This window comes from Cnuibacter sp. UC19_7 (assembly GCF_042699995.1).
Classification (GTDB): domain Bacteria; phylum Actinomycetota; class Actinomycetes; order Actinomycetales; family Microbacteriaceae; genus Cnuibacter.
The window spans coordinates 2,261,815-2,287,508 of the sequence record NZ_CP170560.1; the positions used below are offsets into that span (position 1 = coordinate 2,261,815).

Annotated in this window: 28 protein-coding genes and 1 pseudogene; 16 read left to right on the forward strand and 13 right to left on the reverse strand. The window is 64.3% G+C overall.

Going from position 1 to position 25,694, the window contains the following annotated elements:
• Window positions 1-4 precede the first annotated feature (4 nt).
• A complete protein-coding gene (locus tag ACFJGV_RS10750) occupies window positions 5-691 on the forward strand; it encodes a response regulator transcription factor (RefSeq protein ID WP_378143916.1) in 687 nt (228 codons plus the stop codon).
• 17 nt (window positions 692-708) lie between these two features.
• Complete coding sequence (locus tag ACFJGV_RS10755) at window positions 709-1,770, forward strand: sensor histidine kinase (RefSeq protein WP_378148691.1); 1,062 nt, start codon at window positions 709-711, stop codon at window positions 1,768-1,770.
• Between the two features lie 7 nt (window positions 1,771-1,777).
• Here the strand turns inward: ACFJGV_RS10755 and ACFJGV_RS10760 are convergent, their stop codons facing one another.
• Both ACFJGV_RS10760 and ACFJGV_RS10765 read right to left on the reverse strand, forming a co-directional pair.
• Window positions 1,778-2,290, reverse strand: coding sequence for a hypothetical protein (locus ACFJGV_RS10760; RefSeq protein ID WP_378143917.1), 513 nt, complete (start codon window positions 2,288-2,290; stop codon window positions 1,778-1,780).
• Between the two features lie 224 nt (window positions 2,291-2,514).
• Window positions 2,515-2,793: a hypothetical protein gene (locus ACFJGV_RS10765; protein WP_378143918.1), complete on the reverse strand. Its 279-nt coding sequence runs from the start codon at window positions 2,791-2,793 to the stop codon at window positions 2,515-2,517.
• A gap of 221 nt (window positions 2,794-3,014) precedes the next feature.
• Here ACFJGV_RS10765 and ACFJGV_RS10770 point away from each other — a divergent pair, with 221 nt between their 5' ends.
• Window positions 3,015-3,608, forward strand: a complete 594-nt coding sequence (locus ACFJGV_RS10770) for an RNA polymerase sigma factor (protein WP_378143919.1) — start codon at window positions 3,015-3,017, stop codon at window positions 3,606-3,608.
• Window positions 3,571-4,656 (forward strand): CU044_5270 family protein, encoded by a 1,086-nt coding sequence (locus ACFJGV_RS10775; protein ID WP_378143920.1) that lies wholly within the window; start codon window positions 3,571-3,573, stop codon window positions 4,654-4,656. The genes ACFJGV_RS10770 and ACFJGV_RS10775 overlap by 38 nt, the downstream gene beginning before the upstream one ends.
• A gap of 316 nt (window positions 4,657-4,972) precedes the next feature.
• On the opposite strand, the gene ACFJGV_RS10780 is transcribed toward ACFJGV_RS10775, so the two are convergent.
• Together ACFJGV_RS10780 and ACFJGV_RS10785 are read right to left on the reverse strand one after the other, a co-directional pair.
• Window positions 4,973-5,143, reverse strand: coding sequence for a hypothetical protein (locus tag ACFJGV_RS10780; RefSeq protein ID WP_378143921.1), 171 nt, complete (start codon window positions 5,141-5,143; stop codon window positions 4,973-4,975).
• Between the two features lie 166 nt (window positions 5,144-5,309).
• Entirely contained in the window at window positions 5,310-5,783 is a 474-nt protein-coding gene (locus ACFJGV_RS10785; protein WP_378143922.1) for a hypothetical protein, read from the reverse strand.
• A gap of 187 nt (window positions 5,784-5,970) precedes the next feature.
• Here ACFJGV_RS10785 and ACFJGV_RS10790 point away from each other — a divergent pair, with 187 nt between their 5' ends.
• Window positions 5,971-6,285 carry a hypothetical protein gene (locus ACFJGV_RS10790; RefSeq protein WP_378143923.1) on the forward strand — a complete coding sequence of 105 codons (315 nt, stop codon included), beginning with the start codon at window positions 5,971-5,973 and terminating at the stop codon, window positions 6,283-6,285.
• Between the two features lie 16 nt (window positions 6,286-6,301).
• Here ACFJGV_RS10790 and ACFJGV_RS10795 read toward each other — a convergent pair whose 3' ends face one another.
• Window positions 6,302-6,784 carry a hypothetical protein gene (locus ACFJGV_RS10795; RefSeq protein ID WP_378143924.1) on the reverse strand — a complete coding sequence of 161 codons (483 nt, stop codon included), beginning with the start codon at window positions 6,782-6,784 and terminating at the stop codon, window positions 6,302-6,304.
• A 395-nt stretch (window positions 6,785-7,179) separates the two neighbouring features.
• On the opposite strand from ACFJGV_RS10795, the gene ACFJGV_RS10800 reads away from it, so the two are divergent.
• The 5 genes from ACFJGV_RS10800 to ACFJGV_RS10820 all read left to right on the forward strand — a co-directional run bounded on the left by ACFJGV_RS10800 (window position 7,180) and on the right by ACFJGV_RS10820 (window position 10,030).
• Window positions 7,180-7,374 (forward strand): hypothetical protein, encoded by a 195-nt coding sequence (locus tag ACFJGV_RS10800; protein WP_378143925.1) that lies wholly within the window; start codon window positions 7,180-7,182, stop codon window positions 7,372-7,374.
• A gap of 245 nt (window positions 7,375-7,619) precedes the next feature.
• Window positions 7,620-8,015, forward strand: a complete 396-nt coding sequence (locus ACFJGV_RS10805; RefSeq protein ID WP_378143926.1) for a hypothetical protein — start codon at window positions 7,620-7,622, stop codon at window positions 8,013-8,015.
• 176 nt (window positions 8,016-8,191) lie between these two features.
• Entirely contained in the window at window positions 8,192-8,461 is a 270-nt protein-coding gene (locus ACFJGV_RS10810; protein WP_378143927.1) for a hypothetical protein, read from the forward strand.
• Window positions 8,462-8,918: 457 nt separating this feature from the next.
• Complete coding sequence (locus ACFJGV_RS10815; protein WP_378143928.1) at window positions 8,919-9,650, forward strand: hypothetical protein; 732 nt, start codon at window positions 8,919-8,921, stop codon at window positions 9,648-9,650.
• Window positions 9,651-9,652: 2 nt separating this feature from the next.
• Window positions 9,653-10,030: a hypothetical protein gene (locus ACFJGV_RS10820; RefSeq protein ID WP_378143929.1), complete on the forward strand. Its 378-nt coding sequence runs from the start codon at window positions 9,653-9,655 to the stop codon at window positions 10,028-10,030.
• Window positions 10,031-10,777: 747 nt separating this feature from the next.
• Here the strand turns inward: ACFJGV_RS10820 and ACFJGV_RS10825 are convergent.
• Window positions 10,778-11,494, reverse strand: coding sequence for an ANTAR domain-containing protein (locus ACFJGV_RS10825; RefSeq protein WP_378143931.1), 717 nt, complete (start codon window positions 11,492-11,494; stop codon window positions 10,778-10,780).
• A gap of 9 nt (window positions 11,495-11,503) precedes the next feature.
• Complete coding sequence (locus ACFJGV_RS10830) at window positions 11,504-12,121, reverse strand: ANTAR domain-containing protein (protein ID WP_378143932.1); 618 nt, start codon at window positions 12,119-12,121, stop codon at window positions 11,504-11,506.
• A 240-nt stretch (window positions 12,122-12,361) separates the two neighbouring features.
• Between ACFJGV_RS10830 and ACFJGV_RS10835 the strand changes: the two genes are divergently transcribed.
• The 3 genes from ACFJGV_RS10835 to ACFJGV_RS10845 all read left to right on the forward strand — a co-directional run bounded on the left by ACFJGV_RS10835 (window position 12,362) and on the right by ACFJGV_RS10845 (window position 15,296).
• Window positions 12,362-13,465, forward strand: coding sequence for a fatty acid desaturase family protein (locus tag ACFJGV_RS10835; protein ID WP_378143933.1), 1,104 nt, complete (start codon window positions 12,362-12,364; stop codon window positions 13,463-13,465).
• 233 nt (window positions 13,466-13,698) lie between these two features.
• Window positions 13,699-14,007, forward strand: a complete 309-nt coding sequence (locus ACFJGV_RS10840) for a hypothetical protein (protein WP_378143934.1) — start codon at window positions 13,699-13,701, stop codon at window positions 14,005-14,007.
• Between the two features lie 122 nt (window positions 14,008-14,129).
• Entirely contained in the window at window positions 14,130-15,296 is a 1,167-nt protein-coding gene (locus tag ACFJGV_RS10845; protein WP_378143935.1) for an MFS transporter, read from the forward strand.
• A gap of 531 nt (window positions 15,297-15,827) precedes the next feature.
• Here the strand turns inward: ACFJGV_RS10845 and ACFJGV_RS10850 are convergent.
• From ACFJGV_RS10850 to ACFJGV_RS10870, 5 genes and pseudogenes are all read right to left on the reverse strand, one after another.
• Window positions 15,828-16,118 carry a hypothetical protein gene (locus ACFJGV_RS10850; protein WP_378143936.1) on the reverse strand — a complete coding sequence of 97 codons (291 nt, stop codon included), beginning with the start codon at window positions 16,116-16,118 and terminating at the stop codon, window positions 15,828-15,830.
• An 8-nt stretch (window positions 16,119-16,126) separates the two neighbouring features.
• Window positions 16,127-16,588, reverse strand: a complete 462-nt coding sequence (locus ACFJGV_RS10855) for a DUF3887 domain-containing protein (RefSeq protein WP_378143937.1) — start codon at window positions 16,586-16,588, stop codon at window positions 16,127-16,129.
• A gap of 465 nt (window positions 16,589-17,053) precedes the next feature.
• Window positions 17,054-17,566: a hypothetical protein gene (locus ACFJGV_RS10860; RefSeq protein WP_378143938.1), complete on the reverse strand. Its 513-nt coding sequence runs from the start codon at window positions 17,564-17,566 to the stop codon at window positions 17,054-17,056.
• Between the two features lie 200 nt (window positions 17,567-17,766).
• Window positions 17,767-18,350 (reverse strand): annotated as a pseudogene (locus tag ACFJGV_RS10865) (recombinase family protein).
• A gap of 295 nt (window positions 18,351-18,645) precedes the next feature.
• On the reverse strand, window positions 18,646-20,904 hold the full coding sequence (locus ACFJGV_RS10870; protein ID WP_378143939.1) for a hypothetical protein: 2,259 nt from the start codon (window positions 20,902-20,904) through the stop codon (window positions 18,646-18,648).
• A 293-nt stretch (window positions 20,905-21,197) separates the two neighbouring features.
• Here ACFJGV_RS10870 and ACFJGV_RS10875 point away from each other — a divergent pair, with 293 nt between their 5' ends.
• The 3 genes from ACFJGV_RS10875 (at window position 21,198) to ACFJGV_RS10885 (ending at window position 23,318) form a co-directional block, all read left to right on the forward strand.
• On the forward strand, window positions 21,198-21,827 hold the full coding sequence (locus tag ACFJGV_RS10875) for a recombinase family protein (protein WP_378143940.1): 630 nt from the start codon (window positions 21,198-21,200) through the stop codon (window positions 21,825-21,827).
• Between the two features lie 386 nt (window positions 21,828-22,213).
• Entirely contained in the window at window positions 22,214-22,963 is a 750-nt protein-coding gene (locus ACFJGV_RS10880; RefSeq protein ID WP_378143941.1) for a hypothetical protein, read from the forward strand.
• Between the two features lie 7 nt (window positions 22,964-22,970).
• On the forward strand, window positions 22,971-23,318 hold the full coding sequence (locus ACFJGV_RS10885) for a hypothetical protein (protein ID WP_378143942.1): 348 nt from the start codon (window positions 22,971-22,973) through the stop codon (window positions 23,316-23,318).
• An 852-nt stretch (window positions 23,319-24,170) separates the two neighbouring features.
• On the opposite strand, the gene ACFJGV_RS10890 is transcribed toward ACFJGV_RS10885, so the two are convergent.
• Window positions 24,171-25,685: a sugar ABC transporter ATP-binding protein gene (locus ACFJGV_RS10890; RefSeq protein WP_378143943.1), complete on the reverse strand. Its 1,515-nt coding sequence runs from the start codon at window positions 25,683-25,685 to the stop codon at window positions 24,171-24,173.
• Window positions 25,686-25,694 lie beyond the last annotated feature (9 nt).

Genomic DNA, 25,694 nt, shown 5'->3' on the forward strand with positions numbered 1-25,694 from the left:
GGTCATGCGGGTGCTGATCGTCGAGGATGAGCCGTACATGGCCGAGGCCATTCGCGACGGTCTGCGTCTCGAGGCCATCGCCTCCGACATCGCCGACGACGGCGACACCGCCCTCGAGCTGCTCGACCTCAACACGTACGATCTGGCCGTGCTCGACCGCGACATCCCCGGGCCGTCGGGCGACGAGGTCGCCGCCCACATCGTGTCGTCCGGCCTCGGCATCCCGATCCTCATGCTCACTGCCGCCGATCGGCTCGACGACAAGGCGTCCGGATTCGAGCTCGGCGCCGACGACTACCTCACGAAGCCGTTCGAGCTGCGCGAGCTCGTGCTGAGACTCCGCGCCCTCGACCGGCGGCGCGGGCAGCTGCGGCCGCCGGTGCGTGAGCTGGCCGGGGTACGGCTCGACCCCTTCCGGCGCGAGGTGTTCCGCGAGGGGCGGTACGTGGCGCTGACCCGCAAGCAGTTCGCGGTGCTCGAGGTGCTGCTCGCCGCCGAGGGCGGCGTGGTGAGCGCCGAGGAGCTGCTCGAGCGGGCGTGGGACGAGAACGCCGATCCGTTCACCAACGCGGTGCGGATCACCGTGTCGGCGCTGCGCAAGCGGCTCGGCGAGCCGTGGTTCATCGCGACCGTGCCGGGTGTCGGCTACCGGATCGATGCCGAGACCCGCATCGGGACAGGATCCCGATGAGCGACCGACTGCCGGGGATGAGCGTGCGGGTGCGGCTCACCCTGAGCTACGCCGGGTTCCTCCTGGTCGCGGGCACGCTGCTGCTCGCGGTCGTGTGGGTGTTCCTCCTCCGCTACGTGCCGAACGGCGACATCACGTCCGCGGGTCCGTTCGTCCCGAACCGCGGCGACCTCGTCCGGGCCTTCGTTCCGCCGGCCGCCTGGGCGCTCCTGTTCCTGCTCGTCCTGGGGCTCGTGGGCGGGTGGGTGCTGGCGGGCCGGATGCTCGCCCCGCTCGCGCGGATCACCGCCGCCACGAGGCAGGCGGCACGGGGCACGCTGTCGCACCGCATCCGCCTGGAGGGCAGGCAGGACGAGTTCCGCGAGCTGGCCGACAGCTTCGACTCGATGCTGGCTCGGCTCGAGGCGCAGGTCGCCGAGCAGCAGCGGTTCGCGGCGAACGCCTCGCACGAGCTGCGCACCCCGCTCGCGACCACGCAGGTGCTGCTCGACGTCGCCCGCAGCGATCCGGATGCCGACACCCGCGTGCTCATGGACCGTCTCGCCGAGATCAACGGCCGGGCGATCGACCTCACGCAGGCGCTCCTGCTGCTGAGCCGGGCCGAGCAGGTCCCCTTCGAGCGCGAGAGCGTCGACCTCTCGCTGCTGGCGGAGACCGCGGCGGAGTCGCTCCTCCCGCTCGCCGAGCGCAGGGGCGTGACCGTCGAGGTGTCGGGCGAGGCGGCCCCGGCATCGGGCTCGTCGGCGCTCCTTCTGCAGCTCACCACGAACCTGCTGCACAACGCTATCGTGCACAACCTGCCGTCAGGCGGGGTGGTGTCGGTGACCACCGCATCCTCCCCGGAAGGGTCGACGCTGACGCTCGAGAACTCGGGCGAGCCGCTGACCCGGTCCGAGGTCGTCCGCTACACGGAGCCCTTCCAACGGGGCGCCGCCCGCGCCCGCGTCGACCACGCCGGGGCCGGCCTCGGGCTCGCCATCGCGGCCCGGATCGTGCACGCCCACGGCGGCTCGCTCGAGCTCGTCCCCCGCGCCGGCGGCGGCCTGCGCGTCACGGTCCGCCTCCCCACGGCGGGGTGAGCTCGCCCTACCCGAGGGGTTCGATCACGGTGTCGACGGACCCGAACGGGAACGGATACAGGAAGAAGTACGGCTCGTCGGGCACCCAGGACCGCACCGGGATGAGCGCGAACCACACGTAGGCGATCACGAGCGAGCCTGCCGCAACGGCGACGACGACGATCGCGGCCCGATTGGCCATGCGGATGGCGTGCTCCTGCGTCGTCGCCCGACGCAGGATGCGAGTGACGGCGACGATGACGATCACCGCCAGGGCTATGAAGACCAGGGGGTTCGGGCCGAGCGTGAGCGTGATGCAACTCGGCGGAACCGTGGTGGATTGGCCGTGGGCGTCGATGTAGCTGCCGTCACCGCGCACACCCCCGGGGCAGAACCCCGGGCTGGCCCTCATCACCGCGCCGTATACGACCCCGGCGCCCGCGGCGACGATGAGCAGGAACCCTAGTCGCGCGATGATCGTCGCCCCCGGCAGGGTCGCATCGTGTGCGGTGGGTGACGGTGGGCCGACTGAGACGGTCATCTCCCCACCCTCCCGGCACGCGCCGGCGCCGTCAACCGGCGACCACTCTCGGAGTCCGGGCCTGTGATGAGCGTGTCATGCATTTCTCATACCGGTAGCCGATCGCTGGCCGAAGTGTTTCCGAGTCAATCAGTGGCCCCGGAATCTGTTCCACCGAGCGCTGCTGCGCGCGCCAGTCGGGGATTGGCCTGGCGTCGCGTCGCGCCGGTCCACTTCGAATGCCTTCACCGCGGCTCCGGTCGCTGATCGGTGACGGCCGAGCGCCACACCCATGCCCCCTGCGTCTCCCCGCCGAGCACGTCGTATTCAACCAGCGCCACGCGCTCGTTGAACGCCAGCACTCGGCCCTCCACCTCGACGGTGGCCTCTGGGTAGCGCACCCACGCCTTCACCCGAGGCGGTGTGGCCGGCTCGGTCGTGTCCTCTGCCGAGCGCAGCTCCTCGTCGGTGAGGGTGATCGGCTTCGGGCGGGTCAGGAAAGTGTTGACAGCCTTCCACGTCACGTCTGAGCCGTAGCGCCGGTTCTGCCCTGTTATGTCCCAGGACATCAGTGACGAATCACCAAGAGATCGGTGACAGTGCAACGTCCGTTCCTGGTGACGCTTGTTCCATGCCCACGCCCCCTACATCGACACGACAGGGTTACGGACCTGATCATGGGCGGAGGGGTGAATCGATATCCCGTCAAACGTGAACTCAAACTCCTCAAATGGGCAATACAGACGTGAGCACCGACAACGAACTGATCGAACGGTCCCGCGATGAGCCGGGAGCGTTTGCGATGCTCTTCGACCGACACGCGACGACGGTCTTCCGTTACGCGGCTGACCGGATCGGTGAGCACCGAGCCGAGGACGTCATGTCCGAGACCTTCCTCGTCGCCTTCGAACGGCGCAGTGGTTACGACCTCACTGTGATTGACGCGCGCCCTTGGCTACTGGGGATCGCCACCCGTCTGATGCGCAAGCACGTGCGGTTGGAGGCTCGGGCGTGGAAGGGCATGGTCGCTGATCTCTCGACCATGCTCGCGCCAGACATGATCGAGCAAGCCGGCGCCCGGATGGATGCCGCGCGGTTGGCGCGTCGACTCGCTAGCGCGTTGCGCAGATTGCCTGCTGCCGACCGGGACGCTCTTCTGCTGTATGCCTGGGGTGACCTGGACTACGCCGGCGTCGCTGCTGCACTGAACGTGCCCGTCGGGACCGTTCGCTCACGACTGAATAGAGCCCGCCGACGCCTTCGTGGCGCGGCGGGTGTGTCCGACACAGAACGGGAGACAGATGATGGACGAGTTGACGCTGCTGCGCAGGGCGCGTAGCGACGCGCAGCCGTCGCCGGCGGCACTCAACCGTGGGCGAGCGGCCCTCCTCGAGCGAGCAGCAGGTCCCGTGACGACAGCTGAACGCCCTCCTCACCGCGCACGTCGACGCCTGGCCATCGGCGGGCTGTCCACGATCGGCGCCGCGGCCCTGGCCGGTGCTCTGGTCATGACCGACATCGTCGGGTTGGCGGGCTGGCGAGGATCGGCCGACCCTGCCGCCGCCGCCGCGCTGAGCGAGGCCAGCGCGGCCGCGATAGCCGCCACCGATCCGGTCTTGGCCCCCGGCGAGTTCCTCGAGGTGCGCACCCGCGCCGAGAACATCGCCCATGTTGACCTCGGCGAAGGGACCACCCCATTCGCCATCAGCACGGACGACACCCTCTACCGACCGGCCGATCCGGCCGACGACTGGGTGTGGGTTCGCGGTCCGCAGACCGTGGCCCAGACCTTCGGCGCCGCCTCTGCAGCCACAGCCGCGGAGTGGACGCAGATGATGACCGAGGAGAACTCCTTCGAGACCGGGGACCTTCTCCGCGCGCCGGGCGGCGCTTTCTATGGTGGAGCGGCAGGCGCCGGTTTCGACGACCTCACAGCTCTTCCTCGTGATCCCTACCGCCTGCTCAACTACATCTATCGGGTCACCCTCGGCGCTGGACCTTCGCCGGACACTGAGGCCCTGGTGTTCATCGCGGATCGCCTCCGGATCGGCAACGTCCCCGCAGACCTCCGGGCGGCGATGTATCAGGCCGCGGCCATGATCCCAGGAGTGGAGTTCCTCGACGATCAGGTCACCCTCGATGGTCGTACCGGAGTCGCTATCGGACGCGAAGAACAGGCCTGGGGATCGCGAGTCGAGATCATCGTCGACCCCGAAACAGGCACGTTCATCGGCGAACGCGAAGTCCTCGTGAAGGACCAAGACGGTCTCCCAGCTGGCACGGTCACAAGATGGTCGGCCGTGACAACCACGATCACGGACAGCGCCCCGCCTGGAGGAACCGTGTGCGGCAAGATGCCCGTGAACCCGGAGACAGGACAGTGCTGAACGCGCTGGTTGTCACGGACCGCAACGGTGCCACGATAGGCCCGGCCGACCTCGATCTACCGCCCACCTTGACCATCGTGGTCACGATGAACGCCAGCCAGCAGATCTGATCTCGTGCGTGGGTCCGCCGACTGCCCGAACACCTGGCATCGGCGGGCCTCCGGCACTACTCCAGCTATGCGGCCAGCAGACCGGTCGCGTCACAACAACAACGACCGGACTTGGTGGGCGACGCGGGCATTCTGTCGGGGTCGACTACCGCTCGGCGAGTCTGCTGCTTATGCCTTAGGGCTGGTCTTCGCTGTATTCGGCGTGTCTAGGTCTGTCGTTTGCGGATGGTGGCGCGACGCCGGACGATGCCTATGATCGCGGTCGCCACGAAGAGGACGATCGCGATGATCGCCAGCCACAGCAGGCCCTTGATTGTGAAGCCCACGATCGCGAGAACGACCCACGCCGCGAGGATCACCACGATCGCTATCAGCATGAGGGCTCGAATCGGTGAGTGATGTCGGCATGTGATGCGGTCATGGGAGACCCTCTTCCGTCGAACCCGACACTAGCTTTCCCACATGTGTGCGTACACAAGTTCAGCTCCATGCGGTCACGCGGGCCGGCCCGGGGTGTCGGAGCCGTCGCGCTGGCGCTGCCGGTCAGTTCGACGCCGAAGCTCCCGTGTCGAGGCTGCTGCTGGGGTTGAAGCGGATCGTTGCTGCCGCTAGCGCGACCAGCGCTGCGCGGTCGGTTTCCTGTTGCGTCGCGGCTGACAGTGCGGCTGAGATCCGATCACGTTCCGCGGCAGCATCGGCGCTGATGCTCTGCAGGCGGTCCGCGAGGATCGTGGCGAGGCCGTCTGCGAGCTCTTCCAGGTTCGTGTTCTCGATCTCCAGCCGGCGATCACTGACCTTCAGCTCCACTGTCGGGTAGCCCGCTGCGCTCAAATGGTCCCGGGTGTCTGTCGACAGGATGCCTGTGATCTCCTCCTTCATCGGCCGCCGAGTGAACACCGCGGACACCGTGTATCTCTCCGGAGCCTCGGGGGTCAGCAGCGAGGTGGGGAGCTCGTTGGTGAGGACGGTGGCCAGTCCGAGTGAGGCGGTGCCGACGGAATGGGGATCTGAGTTCATGTTCGGACGTTACGGGGTCTGACTGTGCGGCCTCACAGCCGAAGCGCGTCCGGTCCCAGCGTCGGACTGCGCTTTCGTCCATCAGGCGCGCGGGCGGCGCGAATCCATCGTCCCGCCGACAGGGGATGGCTGCCCCTTCTCGCCGGCACGCCGTGCGTGGGCGGTAAGGGGTCTATGGTCGGGGGTTATGACGGGCGGGCTGGCGATGGAGATCAGGATCGTGGGTGAGCTCTCCGATGTTCACGGGACCTCATCCGATGTGGATGAGCAGGTGGTCCGTGCCATTCGTGCCGTGTTGGCGTTGAAGCCGTCGGTTGCGGATGTGGAGCGCGCGGAGAATCTCCTGACGTCCATGGCTGACGGCGCGCTGCAGGCGGGCGCTGACGCGTCGGTCGCGGATGATGACGGTCAGATCTTCTGGATGGAGCAAGGCATCACACGAGAAGCAGACCGAGACCAGCGGTTGCGGGCACTGCGGGTGGTGCGAGAACACCTCACCTGAACGTCGCTCCCACAGCTCAGCTGTAACGGGAGGGACCGAAGCTGATGGTGGATGTGATGTCTCGCACTCTCTCGGCTCGTTCGGCGTCGGCGGCGAGGGCTTGGGCGAGGTCGGTCTCGACTTGCTGCCGCCGGATCACGGCCGTGGTCGCGGCGTCCAGGAGGAGTTGACCGATCACGTTCGCCAGTCCCGCCTGCAGCATGTCGAGGTTGGTGTTCCCGATCAGCAGCCTGCGGTCAGAGACATGCAACGTCACGCCCGGGAACCCCGCAGCGGTGATCGTGGCGGAGGACGTGTGCGAATGCAGGATCGCAGCCTCGATCGGGTCCACACTTCGGGAGAACACCCCGGTCACCGTGTAGGTGTCGGGCGCGTCCGGGGTCAACAGGGTGACCGGTAGCGCGGATGCGACGATCTCCATCACCCGCAGGTCTCCGGTCCTCGCGGTATGGATCGGGGTGATCGTCGCGGACCTCTCACGAGCGGTAGGTGTGTCCATTTCCGAACCGTAGAGCGCACACATGTACACGCTCCCAGCCGGGAACCTCGGCCATACGTCGACGTCTTACCCGGGAAGCCACGTCGTTCACCACCCCCGACCACCGGCACGGACACGCCCCTGTCGGGGCAGCCCACGCATCGCGGACCATCTCCGATCGGACGCCGATCCGGGAGAGACGTGGCCTTGCGGGATCTCGGAGGCTCAGACGGTGGGTGTAGCGTGACAGCATCTGAAGGGGGAGCTCCCCACAACCCCGGCTGGGAAGTCGACTCCGACCAGTCAGGAGCCCACGCATGGGCACCACCCCTCAACCGGAACCCGCTGACGCCACCCCCATGGTGGACGCGGACATGATCCCCACCAACCGGGGACACTTCCGTTACCCCCAGCAGGTGACCGATACGGACCTGCTGGTGCCGAAGGTCGAGCTGACCGCCACGGCGTCCGCCGAGCAGCTCACCCGCAACGACAGCGAGTACACCGCCTACCTGCAGCGGTACCGCGACGCCATCCAACCGCCCAGACCCTCACGGCCACGCCACGCCACCACGTTGCAGCGAGCCCGCGGCACCAAGCGCGCCGGATAGCCGCGATTCGGGTTCCGCGTCGACGGAACGGCCCGGCACAGCAGCCTGCGCCCTGTCCGGCCCTACGGACGGGCCGTCTCGGCCAACAACTCGCACCACCGCCCACCGGCGTCCGCCCCACCCCCTGGACGCGGTGAGCATGTCCCCGCTTCCCGCCGGTGACGCGATCCGGCGGGAAGCACCCGGGGCTCTATCACCCACCTGCCGTTTGGCTCATCCGGGCGTGGATGAGACGATCGTGTCCGATGGACATCGACCTATCCGACGTTCCCTACCGTTCCAAGGCCCTCCTCGAAGAGTGGGTGCAGGAGTTCCGTGAGCAGGGGCACAGCATCGCCGGGAGCCTGGACGTCGCGTTGCAGGACGGATCCGATGGCGCGGACACCGGGCTCGTGATCGTGCACCTGAAGAACGAGTACGCCGACGTCTACATGCAGCCGCAAGGGCTGGACGATCCCCTCTGGGAAGCCACCCTCACCCCACGCCCCGGCGACCTGAACCTCACCCCCTACCAGCTCGCCGGCCTGGCCGCGGAACTGGTGGTAGCGGGCAACCTGTGCACGTTCCTGCAGTTCAAGTCCCTCGACTGGGACCGCGCCAGCGGCACCCGCGGCATCTCCCACCCCACCGCGACAAACTAGGGCAGAACCGCCGCCTGCCGGGATTTATCGCCAGCCCGTGTTCCTGCTGAGCCTGGATGGTTTGTCAATCCCCGCCTCCGCCCGGGGGGCCGGTGCCTAGGGTGAGGGCACTCGCCGATCATCCAGACAGCGAGCGCACCCGGTGGACGCTCCGCCGATCACCGGAAGAGCCCCCCATGCCCACAGTGCTGCAGATCGGCCACGGCCGTTTCGTCCTCGACCCGGATGTCGACGTCGAACGAGTGCGCGCAGAGATCGTCGCCGCCGTCCGCTCCGGTGGCGACCTGCTCCACCTCCTCCACAGTCGCGGCAGCAGCGACGTGCTCATCAACCAAGCCACCCCGGTCCGGTTGGATTACCTCCCCGCACGCAGCACCCGCCTACCCGAGACCACCGAGGACGAGGACACCGACATCACCTTTGTCGACTTCGATCTCGACCTCTGACCGTCCCCCTCCCCATGGCCGGGAAGGTCCATCCCGGCGCGGGTGTAGCCTGACGGGATCTGAAGGGGGAGCTCCCCACGCACCCGGCTGGGAAGTCGACACCGACCAGTCAGGACCCGCCATGGGCGCCACCCCACCCTCTGCACACCACGCTGGCCGCGGCATCTCCCGGTGGACTCGATGAGCGTGGGGGAGCCGCAGCGCATGCAACTCAGCAAAGCCCTCCTCGAAGAATGGGTGCAAGAGTTCCGTGAACAGGGTCACCGGATCGCCGGGAGCCTGAACGTCGCCCTCCAAGACGGCTCGGACGGCGCCGACACCGGACTCGTGATCGTGCACCTGAAGAACGAGTACGCCGACATCTACATGCAGCCCCGGGCGATAGGTGATCCACACTGGGAAGCCACCCTCACCCCACGTCTTCGTGACCTAGCTCTCACCCCCTACCAACTCGCGAGTGTCGCCGCGGAATTCGTCGTCGCCGGCAACCTCTGCACCTTCCTGCAATACAAAGCTCTCGACCTCAACCGCACCCACCGCAGCCGGGACGCTTCAGGCCCCATCACCCACGCCGGTTGACCGGGAGGAGACAACCGCCGCCTCCACGCACCTCTTCACCACAACCCGGAGTCTGACCTGCTTCCCGGACGGGTGGCGGCTCGTCGACTACGACGACGCCGGCCGGCGCCCCGCGAACCTCAGCATCGACCACTCCGCCGGCTGCCAAATCGCTCTCGCCGCCATCGCCCACCTCAAAACCGTCACCGCCACCTTTCTCAACACCGACGCTGACGCAGACTCCCTTCCCCCCGTCGATGAAACCTGGATAGCCGGCATCCTCTCCCAGATCAGCCACCAAGCCCGAGCCGGACGAGACATTCCCCTTCGCCACGACGGCGCCCACCAGATCGTCATCACCGAAGGCGCCGTGCGGGCTCTGATCCGAGCCGCGGGCGACAGCCTCCCCGGACTGATCGTCGGCGGCATCCGCTTCCGCGGCGACATCACCCAACCCGACACCCCCATCGGCGTCGAAGTCGAAGCCACCGCGCTCTGGGGCTACAACATCCCCGCCAGCGCCGACGACCTCAAACGCGCCACCGATACCGCACTCCGAACCCACACCCGCCTCAACGTCACCACCATCGACATCATCGTCCGAGACGTACTCAACCGGCCAGGAAGCTGACCATGACGAAAACTACCTCGTCCCTCGCCGACGGCATTGAGACCCTCCTCCGCAGCATTCCAGGCGTCCAAACCATCTACGCCGCCACCCCCGCCCCGGCCTTACTGCTCAACACCCTCCTGCCCGCCCAATCAGGACCTCTCGTCCATATCCAAGACCATCCCGACAGCACCGCCATCAGCGTCAACATCGGCATCAGCCCCACACCCTCAGCCGACATCACCGGCCAGGAAGTCACCCGGGAACTCCTCCACCACCTCACACACGCCCACCCCAAACCCGTCGCCCTCACCGTCCGCATCTGCATGATCGAAAATCCGCGACCATGGATCCAGCCCCCTTCACCTCCACGCACATCTCATCACCGTGCTGGACGCTGAGGGGCCCACGACAATGAGTCGCGCTACGAAACTGACGACACCGCGAGCTACCCGCGGCATCGTGGCCCTAGCCCGGACGGGACGTACCGGTGGGGAGCGCATCCCAGCCGACCCAGAGCCGGCCCACTCACAGGGCGGCCTGGTGTCGAGGGCCCGTGATCTCAGGTATCACGAACCCGCGTCGTCAACGTATTCCTCCGCGAGCCGACCACCCGGCCTCCCGGCCGGTTCATCCATGATGTAAAGGCCGGTGTCTGCCTGGCACGACGCAACCATAATGCGAAGCCAGCTGGGGTTAAGGCGTGGGGGACGCCCGCCGAGGAACGAGAATCTGAGGTCGGTGCCAGGATGGATCCAGAACGTCTCCCGGCCACCTCCTTCTGCGGTGCCACGACTGAGGGTAAGCGAGAGTCGCTGATCTTTCCGGAGTGCTGAGAGCACGACGACTTTGAGATGGGCGAGTGCCCGGTCGTCGATGGCGGTGACAAATCCTGTTTGTCCAATGTGCAGGTATCCCATGGTCGTTCTCCGACTGGTGACGGACCAGGAATCTTGTGAACCTCCTGTCGATGCCACGCCTGGCCGCCTCATCTGCGTATGTGGAGCAAGGCGATGGCTGTGGCAGTCATCAACAGAGAAGGACGCCGCAGAACGTAGTCCGACTACGTGGCGACCGGGTCCGGGGCTGCCTGGCTCCAGCTTAGCTCGGCTGGATTGCCCGCCACCAGAGTTCGCTGCCGGATTCGGCTAGGGCCGGCTAGCAGAAGCGTCGATGATCTCCTGCGCGACGACGGACAGGCGTCGGCCGGAATGACGGGCTCGATCGCGGAGCATCGTGAACGCGTCGTGCATGTCGACGTGCATGGTCTGCGCAAGAACACCTTTGGCCTGCTCGATGAGGATGCGACTGTCGAGGGCACGTTGAAGTTGTTCCCGAGCGAGATCAGATTCGCGCAACGCGCGCTCTTGAAGGATACCTATCGTGGCGATGTCAGCCAACGCCCTGGCAGCGGCTGTGTCTTGTGGGTCCATCGGCCCGGATCGGTCGCTGAAAAGGTTCAACGACCCAATGGTCTCAGCCCGCAACCTCATGGGAATGGCGTACATGGCTTGGTAGCCCGCCGCTCCTGCATCGGTGGCAAAGGTTGGCCATCGGGCATACGTGGCGGCGATGTCGTCAACGGAGACAATCTGGCCGTTGATGTAGGCGTCAAGACAGGGCCCTTCATCGGCGCCAAGTTGCAGCAGACCGATGAGGTGACTGCGCTCACTGGTCGAGGCGACAACGTCAAGGGTGCCGTTGCTATCGGGGAGCAGGATGCCGGCGTCGGATGCCCCAAGGATGCGCACGGTGCGTTCGACGAGGGTGTGGAGGAGCTCGACAATGTCATAGTCGGCGATGAGAGTGTCTGCAAGGCTCACAAACGTTTCAGCGAGGAGCTCTTCGCGGTTGTGTGCCTTCATGCGCCCAACTTACGCCCCACCGTCGGACTGATCGGGTTCCAGGCTGATGGTGCGGGCGATGATGTCCGCGGCTGTCTCCCGAACACTCCGGCCAGATGCGTAAGCGTGCGCCCGGATGAGCAGCAGCGCATCGGCAGGAGTGACCCGCATTTGCGCGATCACCATCCCGGTTGCTTGATGTACCTCGCGGCGGGCATGTGGACCGTCGTCCTCCGCGCTGTCGTAACGATGTTCCAGGGCGTGACGCAGCACGCCAGTCGCGGTGGCGTCTGCCAGAACAGCACCCGCAGCCAACGCCATCGGGGTCAGCGTATCCGTGACGCTGGAGTAAAGATCGACCGCCCCGATCTTAAGAGTGCCCACGGACAGCGGGAACGACCAGGTCGCGTTGACACCTAGCGCGGCGATAGCTTCGACCAGCAACGGCCAGCGGGCGCTCACGACGGCCACATCGGGAACGGCTACCGGCGCCTGGGTGGCGAACGCGTCCCACCCGGGTCCTTCTCCGATGTCAAGCTGCAGATCGCTCAGCCGAGCAGCGAGCTCGTCGCTTGCGTCGACAGTCTCGGCATCGAACGGAGCCGCGAACGTCGAGATCGAGGCTCGATCCACAGCCAGAACGGCCACGAAGCGCTCACAGAATCCCAGCGGATTAGATTCCGACGAATAGGTGATGGCGTTCTCCAGACCAGTGCCAGCGGGGTCGTGAGCGGCCTGGGTCCAGGACTACCTACCATCCACCCTAGGCTCTCCCGCCTCGAATTCACCGAACTGGGGGCTCGACGCCTCGATCCTCCCCGGTAATTGAACTAGACTGAACACAGGTTGCCCCAGCCCCGGTCGCCACGCGATCGGATCGAGCCCAGAGTGAGCACCAATTCCGCCTCGCTGCAGTCCTCTACTGTGCGGACGGCGCGTCCCCGTCGTGAGCGGAGCAACATCACCTCCGAGTACTCGGCTCTGCTGCGTTACGTCCGCGACGCCGGCCTTCTGGGTCGGCGGCGGGGTTTCTACCTGCTCGCCTTCACCACCATCAGTGTCGCGCTTGCCGTGGCGGTCACCGTGTTCCTGCTCTTAGGCGACTCCTGGTGGCAACTGATCGTGGCCGGGGCGCTGGGCATCATCTTGACCCAGTACGCGTTCCTCGCGCATGAGGCTGCGCACCGGCAGATCTTCACCTCCGGCCGTGCGAACGACTTCGCCGGCCGCACTTTGGGGAACCTTTTCGTGGGCATCAGCTACTCGTGGTGGATGACCAAGCACAGCCGGCACCACGCCAATCCCAACGTCCTCGGCCGCGATCCCGACATCGCCCGCGACGTCGTCTCCTTCACCGCAGACGACGCGGCCCGAGCACGCGGACTGTACGGGTGGTTCACCCGCCGGCAGGGGTACCTGTTCTTCCCGATCCTGGTGTTCGAGGGCCTGAACCTCCACCTCCACGGCCTGCGCACCGTGTTCGGTCGCGGGAAGGTCGACAAGCGGCCCGTCGAGATCGTGATGCTCCTCACGCGCCTCGGCCTCTACGTCACCGCGATCTTCCTCGTGCTCTCACCAGGGGTCGCCGCGGCGTTCCTCGGCGTGCAGCTGGCCGTCTTCGGCGTCTACATGGGCGCCTCCTTCGCACCCAACCACAAGGGGATGCCGATCCTCCCGCACGACAGCCGGGTCGATTTCCTCCGCCGCCAGGTCCTCACCAGCCGCAACATCTCCGGCGGCCCCATCGTGCAGGCGTTCATGGGCGGCCTGAACCATCAGGTCGAGCACCACCTCTTTCCCAACATGCCCCGCCCGCACCTGCGACGCGCCCAAGCACTCGTGAAGGACTACTGCGCCACCCACGAGATCCCCTACACGGAGACCACGCTCGTAGGCTCCTACGGCATCGTCATCCGCTACCTCAACGCCGTGGGCCTCTCCGCCGGCGCCGATCCCTTCGACTGCCCCGCACGCACCGCGTTCGGCCGATAACTCGCACCACCGCCCGCCGGCGTCACACCCCACCCTGACATGGCGAGCATCCCCGCTTCCCGCCGGTGACCCGATCCGGCGGGAAGCACCCTCATCAACCCCGCCTAGTCAAGCCGACGTGCCACACCCGCGAGGTGATCTGGCGCAACCCCAGCCCCCACCCACACGGCAGAAGGCGCGACCCGCGCGGTCCGGTACCTCGGTGTCGGTGGCTCATGAGACATTGCTGGGTTATGGGTACGCTCCAGTACGGCTACAAGGGACGCCACTACGATTTCGACGACCGCACCCTCATCCACCTACGCATCGTGATCATCGACAAGCTCCGCCGCCACGAATCCTTCACACTCTCGTTCTCAACCAACAGCCCCCGAGGCGAGGTACGAGAGACACTCTGGCTCAACCCCAGCATCCCCATCCGGTTCAGCATCGACGACCTCGATCAGAACCTGACACTCAATCGCACCTGGATCGAGCAACTCGCCCGCACCGCCGCCAACGGCGACATGAAACTCACTTCAGAACCCGACCGAACAAGCTGATGGCCCGTTGGTGTCGCCGCCATGACGGACGCAGAGAAGAGCGCCGGACTGGCATCCGATAGAGGATCGTTTACCGGAGTGCTTCGCGTCCTCAAGGTACTGACCTCCTCTACTGTGGTCGGATGTCGACGAGTTCCGTGCGCAGCCGGGCGATACGGACATCGGCGACCCTGCTGAGCGGGCCTGTCGAACTGCTCGACTTCCTCGTCCCGCTGTGGGCGGGCGCGATGCTCGGCCTCGACGCCCCGACGATCGGATGGCTGGTGGCCGCCGAGCTCGTGGCCTCGGTGCTTGTACGGCCTGTCGCCGGCTATCTTGCCGATACACGTCCACGGTCCCGGGTCGCCGCGGTCGGAGCCTTCGTCTTCAGCCTCAGTTGCGTGATCTACGCGGTAGCGGATGCGCCCGTCATGGCGTTCATTGCGGCAGTCGTCGGCGGCATTGCCGGCCCGCTATTCTGGATCTCGCTGCGCGCGATCGCCGCCGAGTACCTCGCCGACGAGTCGGGAACGTTCGCGGGGCTCATGTCCGCAGAGGCTCTTGGCTCGTGGATCTTCTGGGGGCCGGCGATGGTCCTTCTCGGAGCCTTCGGATACCCGGCAGTCTTCATCGGACTCGCCGTCGCGGCGGCCGCCGCCGGCGCGCGCTTGATGCTCACCCCCAAGGAACCACCCGTTGTGCGGGAGGAACTCGCCGGCGGCATCCGTGGACATGCCCGCCGACTCGCACCTCTGATGACCATTGGTGGCTTCGTCACTGCAGCCGAGGCTGGTGTGGGGCTGGCGCTCCTGCTGCAGCTGCAAGATGCTGGCCTCGAAGTCTGGCAGATCGCTCTGGTCTACCTGCCCGGCGGCATCGCACTCACCCTTCTCCCGCGCCCCCTTCACGGCGTGGTCGAGCGATGGGGTCGCAAACCCGCCTACGTCGCAGCGTCTCTCGCGAGTGCTGCGAGCACAGCGGCGCTGGCCCTCTCGCCGCCGGTGATCCTCATAGCCGCACTGTGGATCATCACGTCTGCCTCTCTCGCCCTCCTGTATCCGCTGCAGAAGACACTTGTCACGGAGGCGAGCGGCGATCGGGTCGCCCGCGGGATGAGCCTGCAGGCGAACGCGGACACGATCGGCGCGGCAGTCGGAGTGGTCACGGTGGGCGCCATCGTCGCAGACGGCCGGTGGGCCCCCGCATTCATCGCCTGCGCCGTCATCATCCTCGGCGGCGCGGCCCTAGCTCCCTGGGTCATCGCTCGCACCGGCCAGCAACGACAGGCGCGGGTAGCGAGGGGCGCATAGCCTCTCGAAGCGTGGTCAGGCCAGTGAACTTTCCTCGGCGATTCTTGGACGCATCGACGGCGGGTAGCTTCCGTATCGAGGAGTGACGGGCACCGCAGCTATCGCTGCTAGGACCACGCCACAAAGCGTTGCGGTTCAAGACTATGAGGCCCGGCGAACCTCCCGTTAGCGGATCCCTCAGCGGGCAACGCCTACGCTTTCGAGCGCATCTTCTTTGACATCTGCTCGCACGGAGCCGACTAAGGCGCGAGCCAGCTCATGGATGGCAGCGATCAGTGCACCGATGATAAGGGTGCCGGCCACTATCAGAGACTTCGAAATCACACCCAAGTCCCCGCTCATTAGCAATGACACGACTATCAGGACACCAAGGCCATACGCCGAAGTCGAGCAGTTGAGTGCCCGCTAGACGGTCGTCGTACGCTCCTCAAGAGCAGCACGGGTCACCAGCAGCAGTGAGAGCGTCGCGGTCTTTGTCGTTGAGGGACCTGGTTGTGGCGTCGTTGTCATCGGTGATGATGACGAGGTTGCTCAACCGCGGAAGAGTGAGCGCGATGATGACGGCGGGTTGCCCGTACCGGTAGCACCACCAAGATCGCTCTCCCTCGGCCCGCATAACCCCGCCCTGATGGACACGGTGCCCGTGCCGCCGACGCGGAAGCGGACGGGAATCTCAATGGTGGGGTCTTTAGCCACCCGCGCGGAGACGATGGCCGAGCGAGGAATTCGAAAGCGTCGACGCAGGCTGAACATTTTCCACCACCCCCGTGGCTCGATCACCAGGTCGCTGTCGTTGATGGTGACATCGACGGTGCCGGTCATGGAGTTGTTCACGCGGCTTCCGGGTTCAGGATGTGGAGCCCTGCGATCGTGCGGTCGTCGCGGAACGCGATGCGCGCCACATAATCGCCGGCTTCGAACCCCAAGGGCGTGTTGGTGATGGTGATGTCCGCGGCCCGAGTCGCCTCGGTAGCCCCGCGCTTTTCGTAGCTGCCAGCGAGCCCGACGATCTGCGCCCACGCTGCGGCCAGTGCGTCTGCGGAGAGGCCGGCGCGCATGGTGTCGTCGAACCGGGCGGTCACCGCACCCCACCGCGCCTCGGCGAGGTCATCGATCACCGTGGCGGCGAGAGGGGCGGCATCGGCAAATGGAATTGTGTTCATCAGTTCTCCCGTTCGTGGATCGGTGGGTCGGCCGTAGCGCTGGAATGCCGCTTGCCGGGTGACACCTAACGCGTCCCCGATGACCTGCCAGCTCGCTCCCTCGCCACGCACCTGCTGCACGGCTGCCACGACGACTCGCTCGGCGCTCTCCCTCAGCTGGACAGCGCCGAGAACGATCCGCGCCCGGTCCGCCGGGTCACCGAGTATCGGAGCGACGAGCAGCTCATCACACCTGGCCTTCAGATCGGCGAGAACGCCCGGTAGTCCACCTTGCACCTGTAAATACTATCTTTACAACCTTAACAGGGTCCATCCACGGTGATCGTCGCCGTAAGGCGATCGGTCACCGAAGTGTTTGCGGGCCGATCGGCAGCCGCGAGGCGCCGCAGGGCGGGTTCTCTTGTGGATTGCAGTGCTAAATGGCGGCGTTCTCACTACGCAAATTGACGGCCCGGCAGTCCTAGCGGATTGCGTCCGGATCGAGATTTATCGAAATCGGATAAACCGGGCTAAACGTCCTAATGATGATTGAGATCGTGCATGTAGGACGATCGTTCATTGACGTTGGTCTGGCGCTCTGCGAGCCACCTCGCCCTATCCGAGGGGCTTGATTATGGTGTCGACGGTCCCGAACGGGAACGGATACAGGAAGAAGTAGGGCTCGTCGGGCACCCAGGACTGCACCGGGATGAGCACGAACCACACGTAGGCGATCACGAGCGAGCCTGCCGCAACAGCGACGACCACGATCGCCGCTTTGTTGGCTATGCGGATGGCGTGCTGCTGTGTCTGTGCCCGGCGCAGGATGCGAGTGACGGCGACGACGACGATCACGGCCAGTGCGACGAAGACCAGGGGGTTCGGGCCGAGCGTGAGAGTGATGCAACTCGGTGGAACTGTGGTGGCTTGACCGTGGGCGTCAGTGTAGCCACCGTCACCGCGCACACCCCCGGGACAGAATCCGCTACTCGCCCTCATCACCGCGCCGTACACGACCCCGGCGCCGGAGGCCACGATCAGCAGGAACCGTATCCTCGCGATGATCGCAGCCCCCGGCAGGATCGCGTCTTGTGTAGCTGGTGACGGTGGGCCGGCTGAGACGGTCATGCCCCAACCCTTCCGGCACGCGACGGTGCCGTCAACCGGTGGCCACGCCCGCAATTCAGTCTCTGAATCGCGAGTCCCCCCATTCCGATAGCCGATCGCTGAACGAAGTGTTTTCGAACCGACCAGCGGTCGCGGAATGGCGTGTGAACCGCAGCGCTTTGAGGCGTGCTTTTCGCGGCGATATCTGTCGCTGTCGTGCGTCATCCTTGGGTGAGCTGTCGTGATCTCCGGTAGTACGTAGCGCGGGACATCCCGAGGTCGCGGGCGACCTGGGCTGCCGGTGTTCCTGCGTCGACGAGTCGGAGGGCGCTGCGGATCTGACTGTCGGTCACACGCTGGGGGCGACCGCCGAGGTCCTGGCCGGCGGCGCGTCTTTTACTGATGGAGTCAGTGACGCGTTCTCGTTTGATCTCGTGCTCCATCTGAGCGAGCGCCGCCATGATGGTGAAAACCATCGACCCCATAGGGGTAGAGGTGTCGACATCGCCGCCGCCGAGGTTAAGGACTCGAAGGCCAGCGCCGCGTCCGCGGAGCTCATCAGCTAGCGCCAGCATGTTTGCGTCGATCGACCCAGCCGATCGAGTGTGGTGATCACAAGGGTGTCACCCGGTTCCAGCGCCGCGAGGGCGCGGTCGAATTGCGGTCGGGAGGCGCGAGCACCGGAGACGCCATGGTCGACGTAGAGGTCATCGCGGCGGACGCCGGCAGCGAGTAAGTCCGCTTCCTGCCGGTCCGTGGACTGCTGTCGCGTGGATACTCGCGCGTACCCGATGAGCTTGGCCATAATCGCCTTCCTGCCGTCTCGTAACTAACCTCTCGTACCTGGCCGCGGGAGTGAGGTTGCAACACGTAGTTACGAGATTTGCCGGACGCAAAGTCCTGCGGGCGTCGGCCCTTCGCCGCTGGTCTCTTCGAGACGTCTCGTAAGGCAAGCAATATGCGACACGGGCGGAGGAGAGCGAATACCAGTTTCATGCCTTGCCGCGTAGGGGGTTGCTGAGCCTTCGCGACCGCATGACAGGTGACCTACTGGGCGCTGGCACAACCACCCCTGCCAAGGTTCGCTCTTTGGCACGGAATCAATCCGTTTCAGGTGTAGTCCTTTGCCGCAGCATTGAGTACGTGAACCAATCGGTATCGGCGTCTTTTGCTCGACCGATGAGGGAAGCAATGAAGTCCTTCTCGCGCTTCGTTATCGCGTCATCGTCCAAGCATTGGCGGGCGAATGGATCGCCGCCGAGGGTCCACATTGCGTGCGGCTGTAGCAAGTGATCGTAGGTTAGGGCCATGCGCAGATGTGTTCCGTCCGGGTTGCGCGTGGCGATTGGATCAAGCGCGCCATCGGTGTCACGGGAGTACTGACAGGCGACCACCCCGCTCCAGGGGGAGCGCAGTGCGACGGTGAGCAGGTCAAGTTTCGCGAGTTCGGGTTCAGTGAGGCCTGTGGCAGCGCGCTTGACCTCAATCGGCATGAATTCGCCCCGCCGAGTGAGAATTAGTAGGTCGGCTTCACCAATTTCATTCTTTGCGCTAGTCGAAAAGACACTCATACCGGGATGCACTCCAATCAGCTGACTCTTCGAGCCAAAGCTGAAGACTGAATTGAAGAACCTAGCGGCCAGGACATGTCCCATGGCGTCGATCTCGTAGACGCGTCGGGTTTGTTCGGTCAGTCTGTACTTGAAATCGATCGAAGGCCGGTCTCCAAAGGGGAATTCAATTTCAACTGCACAGCCTCGACAGGTTACGGGAGGGGAAAAGTTCCCGACCGGAATCCACTGCTTGGCGCCGCATCTGGGGCATTGCACAGGAAAACCCTTTATGACAACGCTCGACCTTTCTGCCCACGCAAGCCAATACTTCGCCGCAGCATCGCTGTTACCGAGAACGCGCTTGAAATCGTGGAATGACTTCTCTGGGAGGTCGTCGATGGATGAGCTAACCGCGTCCCCGGGATGCGCATCGATCCCAGCTTTCCTGAGTCTGTCCTTATACCAATTGAAGCCTTGGCGGGCGGCCATAGATTCGAGCAGCCCGAGAAGGGGTGCGTGGCACAACAAGTAGGCGCTGTCGAGATCACCTAGCCGCTCCACGAATATTCGCGCGGCGATACCGGGCGCAGATTCGCTCAGTCTGAGGTCTCTCGTGGAGGCGAGGCTGTCTGCCGCAAGTCCACGAGAAGGCCAGGTGACGGACGCAATCTTGTCGCTTGATCTGATAGATGACCAACTGGTGTGTGCACCGTTATAGAAGCTGCCATTCCAGGGTTCAACTCGATAATCGTCGCTGATAGGTAGCGGCATGTCCTCAACCGAAACGTCAAGTTGCATTATGAGCATTTCGTTGAGATTGCGTCGCTGCAGAATGTCAGGGTGCCTCGCAACATCCATTGACTGGAATGATGCCTTCCCGTCGTTCCAGAGCAAGACTTCGTCCCGGCTCAACCCGAGGACGGAGCCAAGCGTCAGCATGTCCGCCGGCGGGCGAACGGAAACGTTTTGAATGTCACCGATCACGTCCATGATCTGCTTCACGGACAGGCTGCAACTTGTCACATACAACGTGTTGGCCGATAATCCGTGCCGAGCGAGCCCTGATCCCCACATAAGCTTCTGCACGGCAGAGACCGATAAGTCATCAGATGGAATTCCGATTGGCGTGGCATAGAAATCTCCGTGAGCGGCTCGAAGATTCCAAAGCAATGAGAGGTCGTCGACCGAGTCCGGAGAGCACACCACAAGCACGTTTGGACCTGCGTCGTAGCGCGCAAACCAGGGGTCCGGAAGGACGGGTCGGTCGGAACGAATCGACGAGCTAGCCGTCCCCGCGTACGACAGATTGATCATCGACAACTGGCGTGGTGTTACTACTCGCTCCTTTGGCCAGGTCCGATCTAGTAGATCTTCCAGCGATCCGGTCGCGCTCACTCGCCGGAGCTCCGTGAAGTCGGCGTACTCGATTTCCGGCAACCAATTGCCAGAGCTTATGAGCTGAGAATCGATTTTCTCGGGCAATGAGCCAAGACATGTGAGATAGATGCCGCGCCAAGGGTCGCTCTCGTCGAGTGCGGCCACCTCCAGCGGCACCGTCTTTTCGGTCGACTGGAACGGCAGCAGACCCACCGCCAGCTGCGATCTTGAGACGTCTCTAACGCTGTTGAGATCGATCTCGCCTTTCAGTGACATATTGGGGTCGTCGTTGAGACCAATTACGTCATCGATCTGCGATCCAGGCAGGACATCCCGGTACATCCCTGGGATCTGACCGTCGCTATCGATGGGTAAAACCACATTGGCAGCTCCGCCCCATAGTTGACACTCGAGCTCAAGGATGGGCATCAACGCTTCCGGGTCCGCAGCGCTTACTGGGCGAGCGATCCGGCGGGGGCGAGAGCTGATTCTGGCCACGTGCGGACCATTTAGTCGCTCTCCGTCAAGAAATCGCGTCATGCTGCGATGATCGCACGGAGGTTCAACTTGTCGACGATATTGGGACGATCACGACCATAGAACGCTGCGAGAAGGGCGACACCGAGCGAAGCCGCTCACAGGAATGGCGCGGTTCGAGTTCTCTCGTAAGACCCTCCCGCTGAATACTTCGGTGAAGGGGTGCTGAACGGCATAGTAGGGGAGTGGCACACCACCTCATCGGCTACGCCCGAGTGTCGACCGACAAGCAGGACGCGACCATGCAGCGTGACGCGCTCCTCGCGGCCGGGGTCGAGGAGAAGAACCTCTACGTCGACCACGGCCTGACCGGCACCAACCGGGCCCGCCCTACCCTCCGGGAAGCACTCGCCGCTTCACGAGACGGCGACACGTTCATGGTCACCAAGCTCGACCGTCTGGCCCGATCCGTCCCGGACGCCCGGGATCTCGTCGACGAACTGACAAGCAAGGGCGTAAAGCTACGGATCGGGGAGAGCGTGCACGATCACCACGACCCGACGGGACGGCTGTTGTTCAACGCACTCGCGATGGTGGCGGAGTTCGAAGCCGACCTCATCCGGTCACGCACGCGCGAAGGCATGAGGGTCGCCAAAGCCAAGGGCCGGCTACGAGGCAAGAAGCCCAAGCTGTCAGAGACGATCGAGGGACACCTCGTCGCCGAGTACCGCTCCGGGGACTTCACGATCGCTGAACTCTCTGGCCGGTACAAGGTGGCGCCGGCGACGGTCTATCGGGCGGTCCGGCGTGCGGAGGCGAAGGCGGAACCGATCGCTCCGGTGACGCTGCCGCGACTGGTCGACGAAGGATCATGAGGCGATACCGCTGCCGCTTCGCGGGAACGCGGCCCCTAGTCGGAATGGTCGTGGGATTCGTCCGGCACCCGCCGCTTCGCGCGCCTGCCGGGAAGCATGAAGCGGTTTGCGGAGCGCCACCCGCATCTGCGGCCCCAACCGATCGACGAGCACGCTTGACGCGCATCGGCTTCTTCGCTCCGGTAAAAAAGGTGCTGACATGGCCGACCGAGAAAAAATTTGCTTGACGCATAGAAAATACTGAGGCTAAGAATAGGGACTTGGGGGGTGTTCCGGCCCTATCTGGGCTGACCCGAGTTGCACTGCCTCTTGACGAGAGGAAATTGACAGTGCGCGTATTGATTCCCAGACGAGTTCTAATCTCGGCGTCCGCGACAGCTGCGCTCGTGTTCGGCGTGGTGGCACCCTTGCCGGCTTGGGCCGGTGAGTCTGACATCAGCAGCGAGGTTGTCGATGATGTCGTCAACTCCGTCGTCTACATCGCTCATGGCGAGGTCTTCGACGCGGATTACAACGCGATCGGCTCCATTGACGAGGTCGCAGAGGCGCTCAATTCCGACGGTTCGGCGGTGGCCGTAAAGGCCGCCGAACATCTGACCGAAGAATCCGCCCCGATCTTCGCCGCTGAACAAGCCTCACGCGACGCCAACGGCATCACAGCTCCGGAACAGTCCAGCAGTCAGGCCGCTGCCGCGGTCGAAGCGCCCGGGTGCTCCGGATACAACACCAATTTCATTCTCCGCGAGTACCCCACCGTGGCATGGCCCGCGGTGGGGGCACCGAAGGCCAGTTCGCCTCTGCGGTGCGGCAATAGCGGCGCAGTGAGCGCGTTCGGGTGGCGCCACGTATGGAGCGACGGACACAAGGCCGACTACCAAAGCCTCGTCGCCGCCACGCATGGGCCGATCGATGACTCGAACATGAAGTCGTTCTTGCAGGAGTTCATCTTCCCCCAAACGCTGGGCTGGCCGCTGAACGTCGTCGACCGACCGGACTCCAACTCGTGGAGGTACTCGACCACAATCGAGATCTACGACAACACCACCGAGACGCATCGCACGTTCATCGCCTACGTGGCTGTAGGAAAGACCACCCAAAACATCGTCACATCGTGGCCGTCGACGTCGGTGGAATAGTAGGACCATGAACAAGAAAGCCGGGCCAGCTGCCCTGAGTCTCTTTCAGCAGCTGACCCGGCTTTCGCTGGCCCCTTTCGAGGACTACTCCGACAACAACGACATAGACGAGACCGTCCTGTTCCGAACCCACGACGGGCGATTTGTCCGATTCAGAGTCCGCTCAGAAGCCCTGGCCACGCTGTTGCCGGAGCTGAAACGCGGAGCCAGCGAAGCCCTCGGGTACACAAACCCTGGACTGCGAGAAGCCGGCCGATGGCTTGCGTCAATGATCACCGAGAAGGCTGAAGACATGAGCAGCCCTGGCGCTCATGGATACGACCTCACCGCCGCCGGCTTCATACCACGGCCCTAAGCGCACAGCAGAGCTGATCATCGAGCAACGACAAGGCGCTCACAAGCTCGGGCTTCTCATTGGAGGAGGGGCGACCGCAGGGCATAAATCGTCCCCGGTTTGATGCCGTTACCTTTCGAGTGTGGAAGGAAGATGTTGATCATGCCGGGGACGGTTTAACGTCCGTCCGGTACGGACGCAGTCAGGCCGAAACTTGATGGAGGGTGGCGATCCGCCGGTTCAGTGTCGCGCGAAATCTCCACGAACAGTAAAGCTCGGCTCATGGCTGTCGGTGTAACGAATTCGGGGTATTAGAACGACACGCTGTTTCCCCACGGCAGTTCACGACTGAACGTAACTCTGCGTTTACCCATAGAAAATCGCCCGCTTAGGAGCGCTGATAATATATATTATGTCAACAGCACCTTTTCCAGGCTCCTGCGAGGCCCGGTATCGGGTCTAATAAACGTCCAGCACCGCGCGGCGAGACCTGAGAATCGCACCCCTCGCGGTATGGCGGCGCTGTGGCGAGTACAAGGAATTGGACTTTAGGTGGCTTTATGTCGTCTTCATAAAGCCGACCCCAACAGAGATCATGGGCCGCTGTGATCGCCCGCCCTCCGGTCGTTCGTTGCTAAGACCGCGTCGATGACTGGATCGTGCTCGAGCGTCCCCGGTGAACCACGGCCACCAGACACACGATCCAGCTCGACGACACCATCTAAGCCGACGTCGAATGGTCGACTGCACTAGCAGGGCCGGTGAGATCGCCCTCGCCCCTATGGCAGCGCCTTCCTGGTCCCTCCACCGCGTCCGTCGTAGGAGCAGAGAGGGCACCCGAACCCGAGACCGGTCCCCTCACGATGACGGTCGTCAGTCCGAAATGGCCGCCACAAGTCGATCGCGGTCGAGGTTCTCCCGGGGATGACGAGACTTAACCCTCCCGGCATGTACAACGAGGACCTCATCAGCCAGGGAGACCATCTCTTCGAGGTCATCCGTGACTATGAGGACTGCTGTCCCCTCTTGTGTGACTCGTCGGATAAGGCTGTGAATCTGAGCTTTCGTGCCGACGTCCACCCCGGCTGTCGGTTGGTCGATGATCAAAACCCGCGGCTTAGCCAGCAGGGCTCGCGCAAGGAGAATCTTCTGCTGATTGCCGCCACTGAAGCGGCCAGCTGAAAGCGTCGGCGTGTGCGGCCGGATCTCGAGTTCGGAGAACTTCGCCTTGGCGAGTGCTTGCGCTCGGCCGGGTGGCACAATCCCTGCTATGGAGAGTCCTCGGTCTAGGGCATTGAGGATCATGTTCTCCTGGGCTGAGGCACCCCCAATAAGGCCTTCGGTCTTTCGGTTCTCCGGGAGCATCACGATCCCCCTCTTCAGGGCGCTGCGCGGATTGCGGAGTTTGACTGCACGACGGTCGAGACGGATCTCTCCTGAGACGGCGGGCTCGGCGCCCGCAAGCGTCCGGGCTATGCGCGTTCTGCCCGAGCCGACTAGGCCGGCCAGTCCGAGAACCTCCCCTTCGCGAAGCACAAAGCTGACTCCGCTAATCCGCGTACCCGTGACAGACATGAACTCTACGATGGGTGCGCCCGCGAGGTGTGCCTCGCGGCTGCGCAGCGCCTCGTACTCCTCCGCGGCGAGTTCGCTTCCCAGCATGTCGCGTGTCAGCGAAGACATCGTGTAAGAAGATGTAGCTCCACGCGAGATGACGCGTCCATTGCGGAGGATGGTGAGCGAGCTGCAGTACTCGAAAACTTCCTCCAAGAAGTGGGAGATATAGATGATGGACACGCCCGCACCCGAAAGCTCCCTGATGAGCTTGCCTAGATCGATCCTCTCAGGTCCGGATAAGCGGGCGGTTGGCTCGTCCATCACAAGGACTTTCACATTGCGAGCGAGTGCCTTGGCGATCTCGATCCTTTGCTGCAGTCCGGTGCTGAGGCTGCCAGCCGTTGCGTTGAGTGGAAGAGCCGCCAACATGGGCACGCCTGCCACCACGGCCGATGCGGCTGCTTGTGTAGCTTTCCGACTGTAGCTGAGCCGTCCAGGCTCGATGCCGAGCAGGATGTTCTCAGCGACTGTCAAGGAGGGCACGAGGCTCAGCTCCTGGTGGATGATCCCGATACCATTTCTCTGAGCCTCACGGGGACTGCCAAGGGCCACCTCGTCACCATCGATTCTGATGACACCTTCATGCTCCGGGTATAACCCACTGAGAATCTTCATCAAAGTGGATTTCCCAGCGCCGTTCTGACCAACCAGAGCGTGAACTTCACCTGGCGCTACCCGAAGGTCGACGGCATGAAGAACTCGGGTGGTCCCGAAGGTCTGAGAGATGGCCTGCATCTCAACGCGAAAGGGAATTTGCGTCGTCTGAATCATCATCTTTCC

Coding starts and splice junctions, on each gene's coding strand:
- ACFJGV_RS10890 (WP_378143943.1), bottom strand. CDS start 25,685: ATGATTCAGACGACGCAAATTCCCTTTCGCGTTGAGATGCAGGCCATC.
- ACFJGV_RS10785 (WP_378143922.1), bottom strand. CDS start 5,783: ATGAACTCAGATCCCCATTCCGTCGGCACCGCCTCACTCGGACTGGCC.
- ACFJGV_RS10845 (WP_378143935.1), top strand. CDS start 14,130: ATGTCGACGAGTTCCGTGCGCAGCCGGGCGATACGGACATCGGCGACC.
- ACFJGV_RS10780 (WP_378143921.1), bottom strand. CDS start 5,143: ATGCTGATAGCGATCGTGGTGATCCTCGCGGCGTGGGTCGTTCTCGCG.
- ACFJGV_RS10795 (WP_378143924.1), bottom strand. CDS start 6,784: ATGGACACACCTACCGCTCGTGAGAGGTCCGCGACGATCACCCCGATC.
- ACFJGV_RS10840 (WP_378143934.1), top strand. CDS start 13,699: ATGGGTACGCTCCAGTACGGCTACAAGGGACGCCACTACGATTTCGAC.
- ACFJGV_RS10825 (WP_378143931.1), bottom strand. CDS start 11,494: ATGAAGGCACACAACCGCGAAGAGCTCCTCGCTGAAACGTTTGTGAGC.
- ACFJGV_RS10775 (WP_378143920.1), top strand. CDS start 3,571: ATGATGGACGAGTTGACGCTGCTGCGCAGGGCGCGTAGCGACGCGCAG.
- ACFJGV_RS10870 (WP_378143939.1), bottom strand. CDS start 20,904: ATGCCCATCCTTGAGCTCGAGTGTCAACTATGGGGCGGAGCTGCCAAT.
- ACFJGV_RS10790 (WP_378143923.1), top strand. CDS start 5,971: ATGACGGGCGGGCTGGCGATGGAGATCAGGATCGTGGGTGAGCTCTCC.
- ACFJGV_RS10810 (WP_378143927.1), top strand. CDS start 8,192: ATGCCCACAGTGCTGCAGATCGGCCACGGCCGTTTCGTCCTCGACCCG.
- ACFJGV_RS10760 (WP_378143917.1), bottom strand. CDS start 2,290: ATGACCGTCTCAGTCGGCCCACCGTCACCCACCGCACACGATGCGACC.
- ACFJGV_RS10750 (WP_378143916.1), top strand. CDS start 5: ATGCGGGTGCTGATCGTCGAGGATGAGCCGTACATGGCCGAGGCCATT.
- ACFJGV_RS10820 (WP_378143929.1), top strand. CDS start 9,653: ATGACGAAAACTACCTCGTCCCTCGCCGACGGCATTGAGACCCTCCTC.
- ACFJGV_RS10755 (WP_378148691.1), top strand. CDS start 709: ATGAGCGTGCGGGTGCGGCTCACCCTGAGCTACGCCGGGTTCCTCCTG.
- ACFJGV_RS10860 (WP_378143938.1), bottom strand. CDS start 17,566: ATGACCGTCTCAGCCGGCCCACCGTCACCAGCTACACAAGACGCGATC.
- ACFJGV_RS10850 (WP_378143936.1), bottom strand. CDS start 16,118: ATGACCGGCACCGTCGATGTCACCATCAACGACAGCGACCTGGTGATC.
- ACFJGV_RS10805 (WP_378143926.1), top strand. CDS start 7,620: ATGGACATCGACCTATCCGACGTTCCCTACCGTTCCAAGGCCCTCCTC.
- ACFJGV_RS10885 (WP_378143942.1), top strand. CDS start 22,971: ATGAACAAGAAAGCCGGGCCAGCTGCCCTGAGTCTCTTTCAGCAGCTG.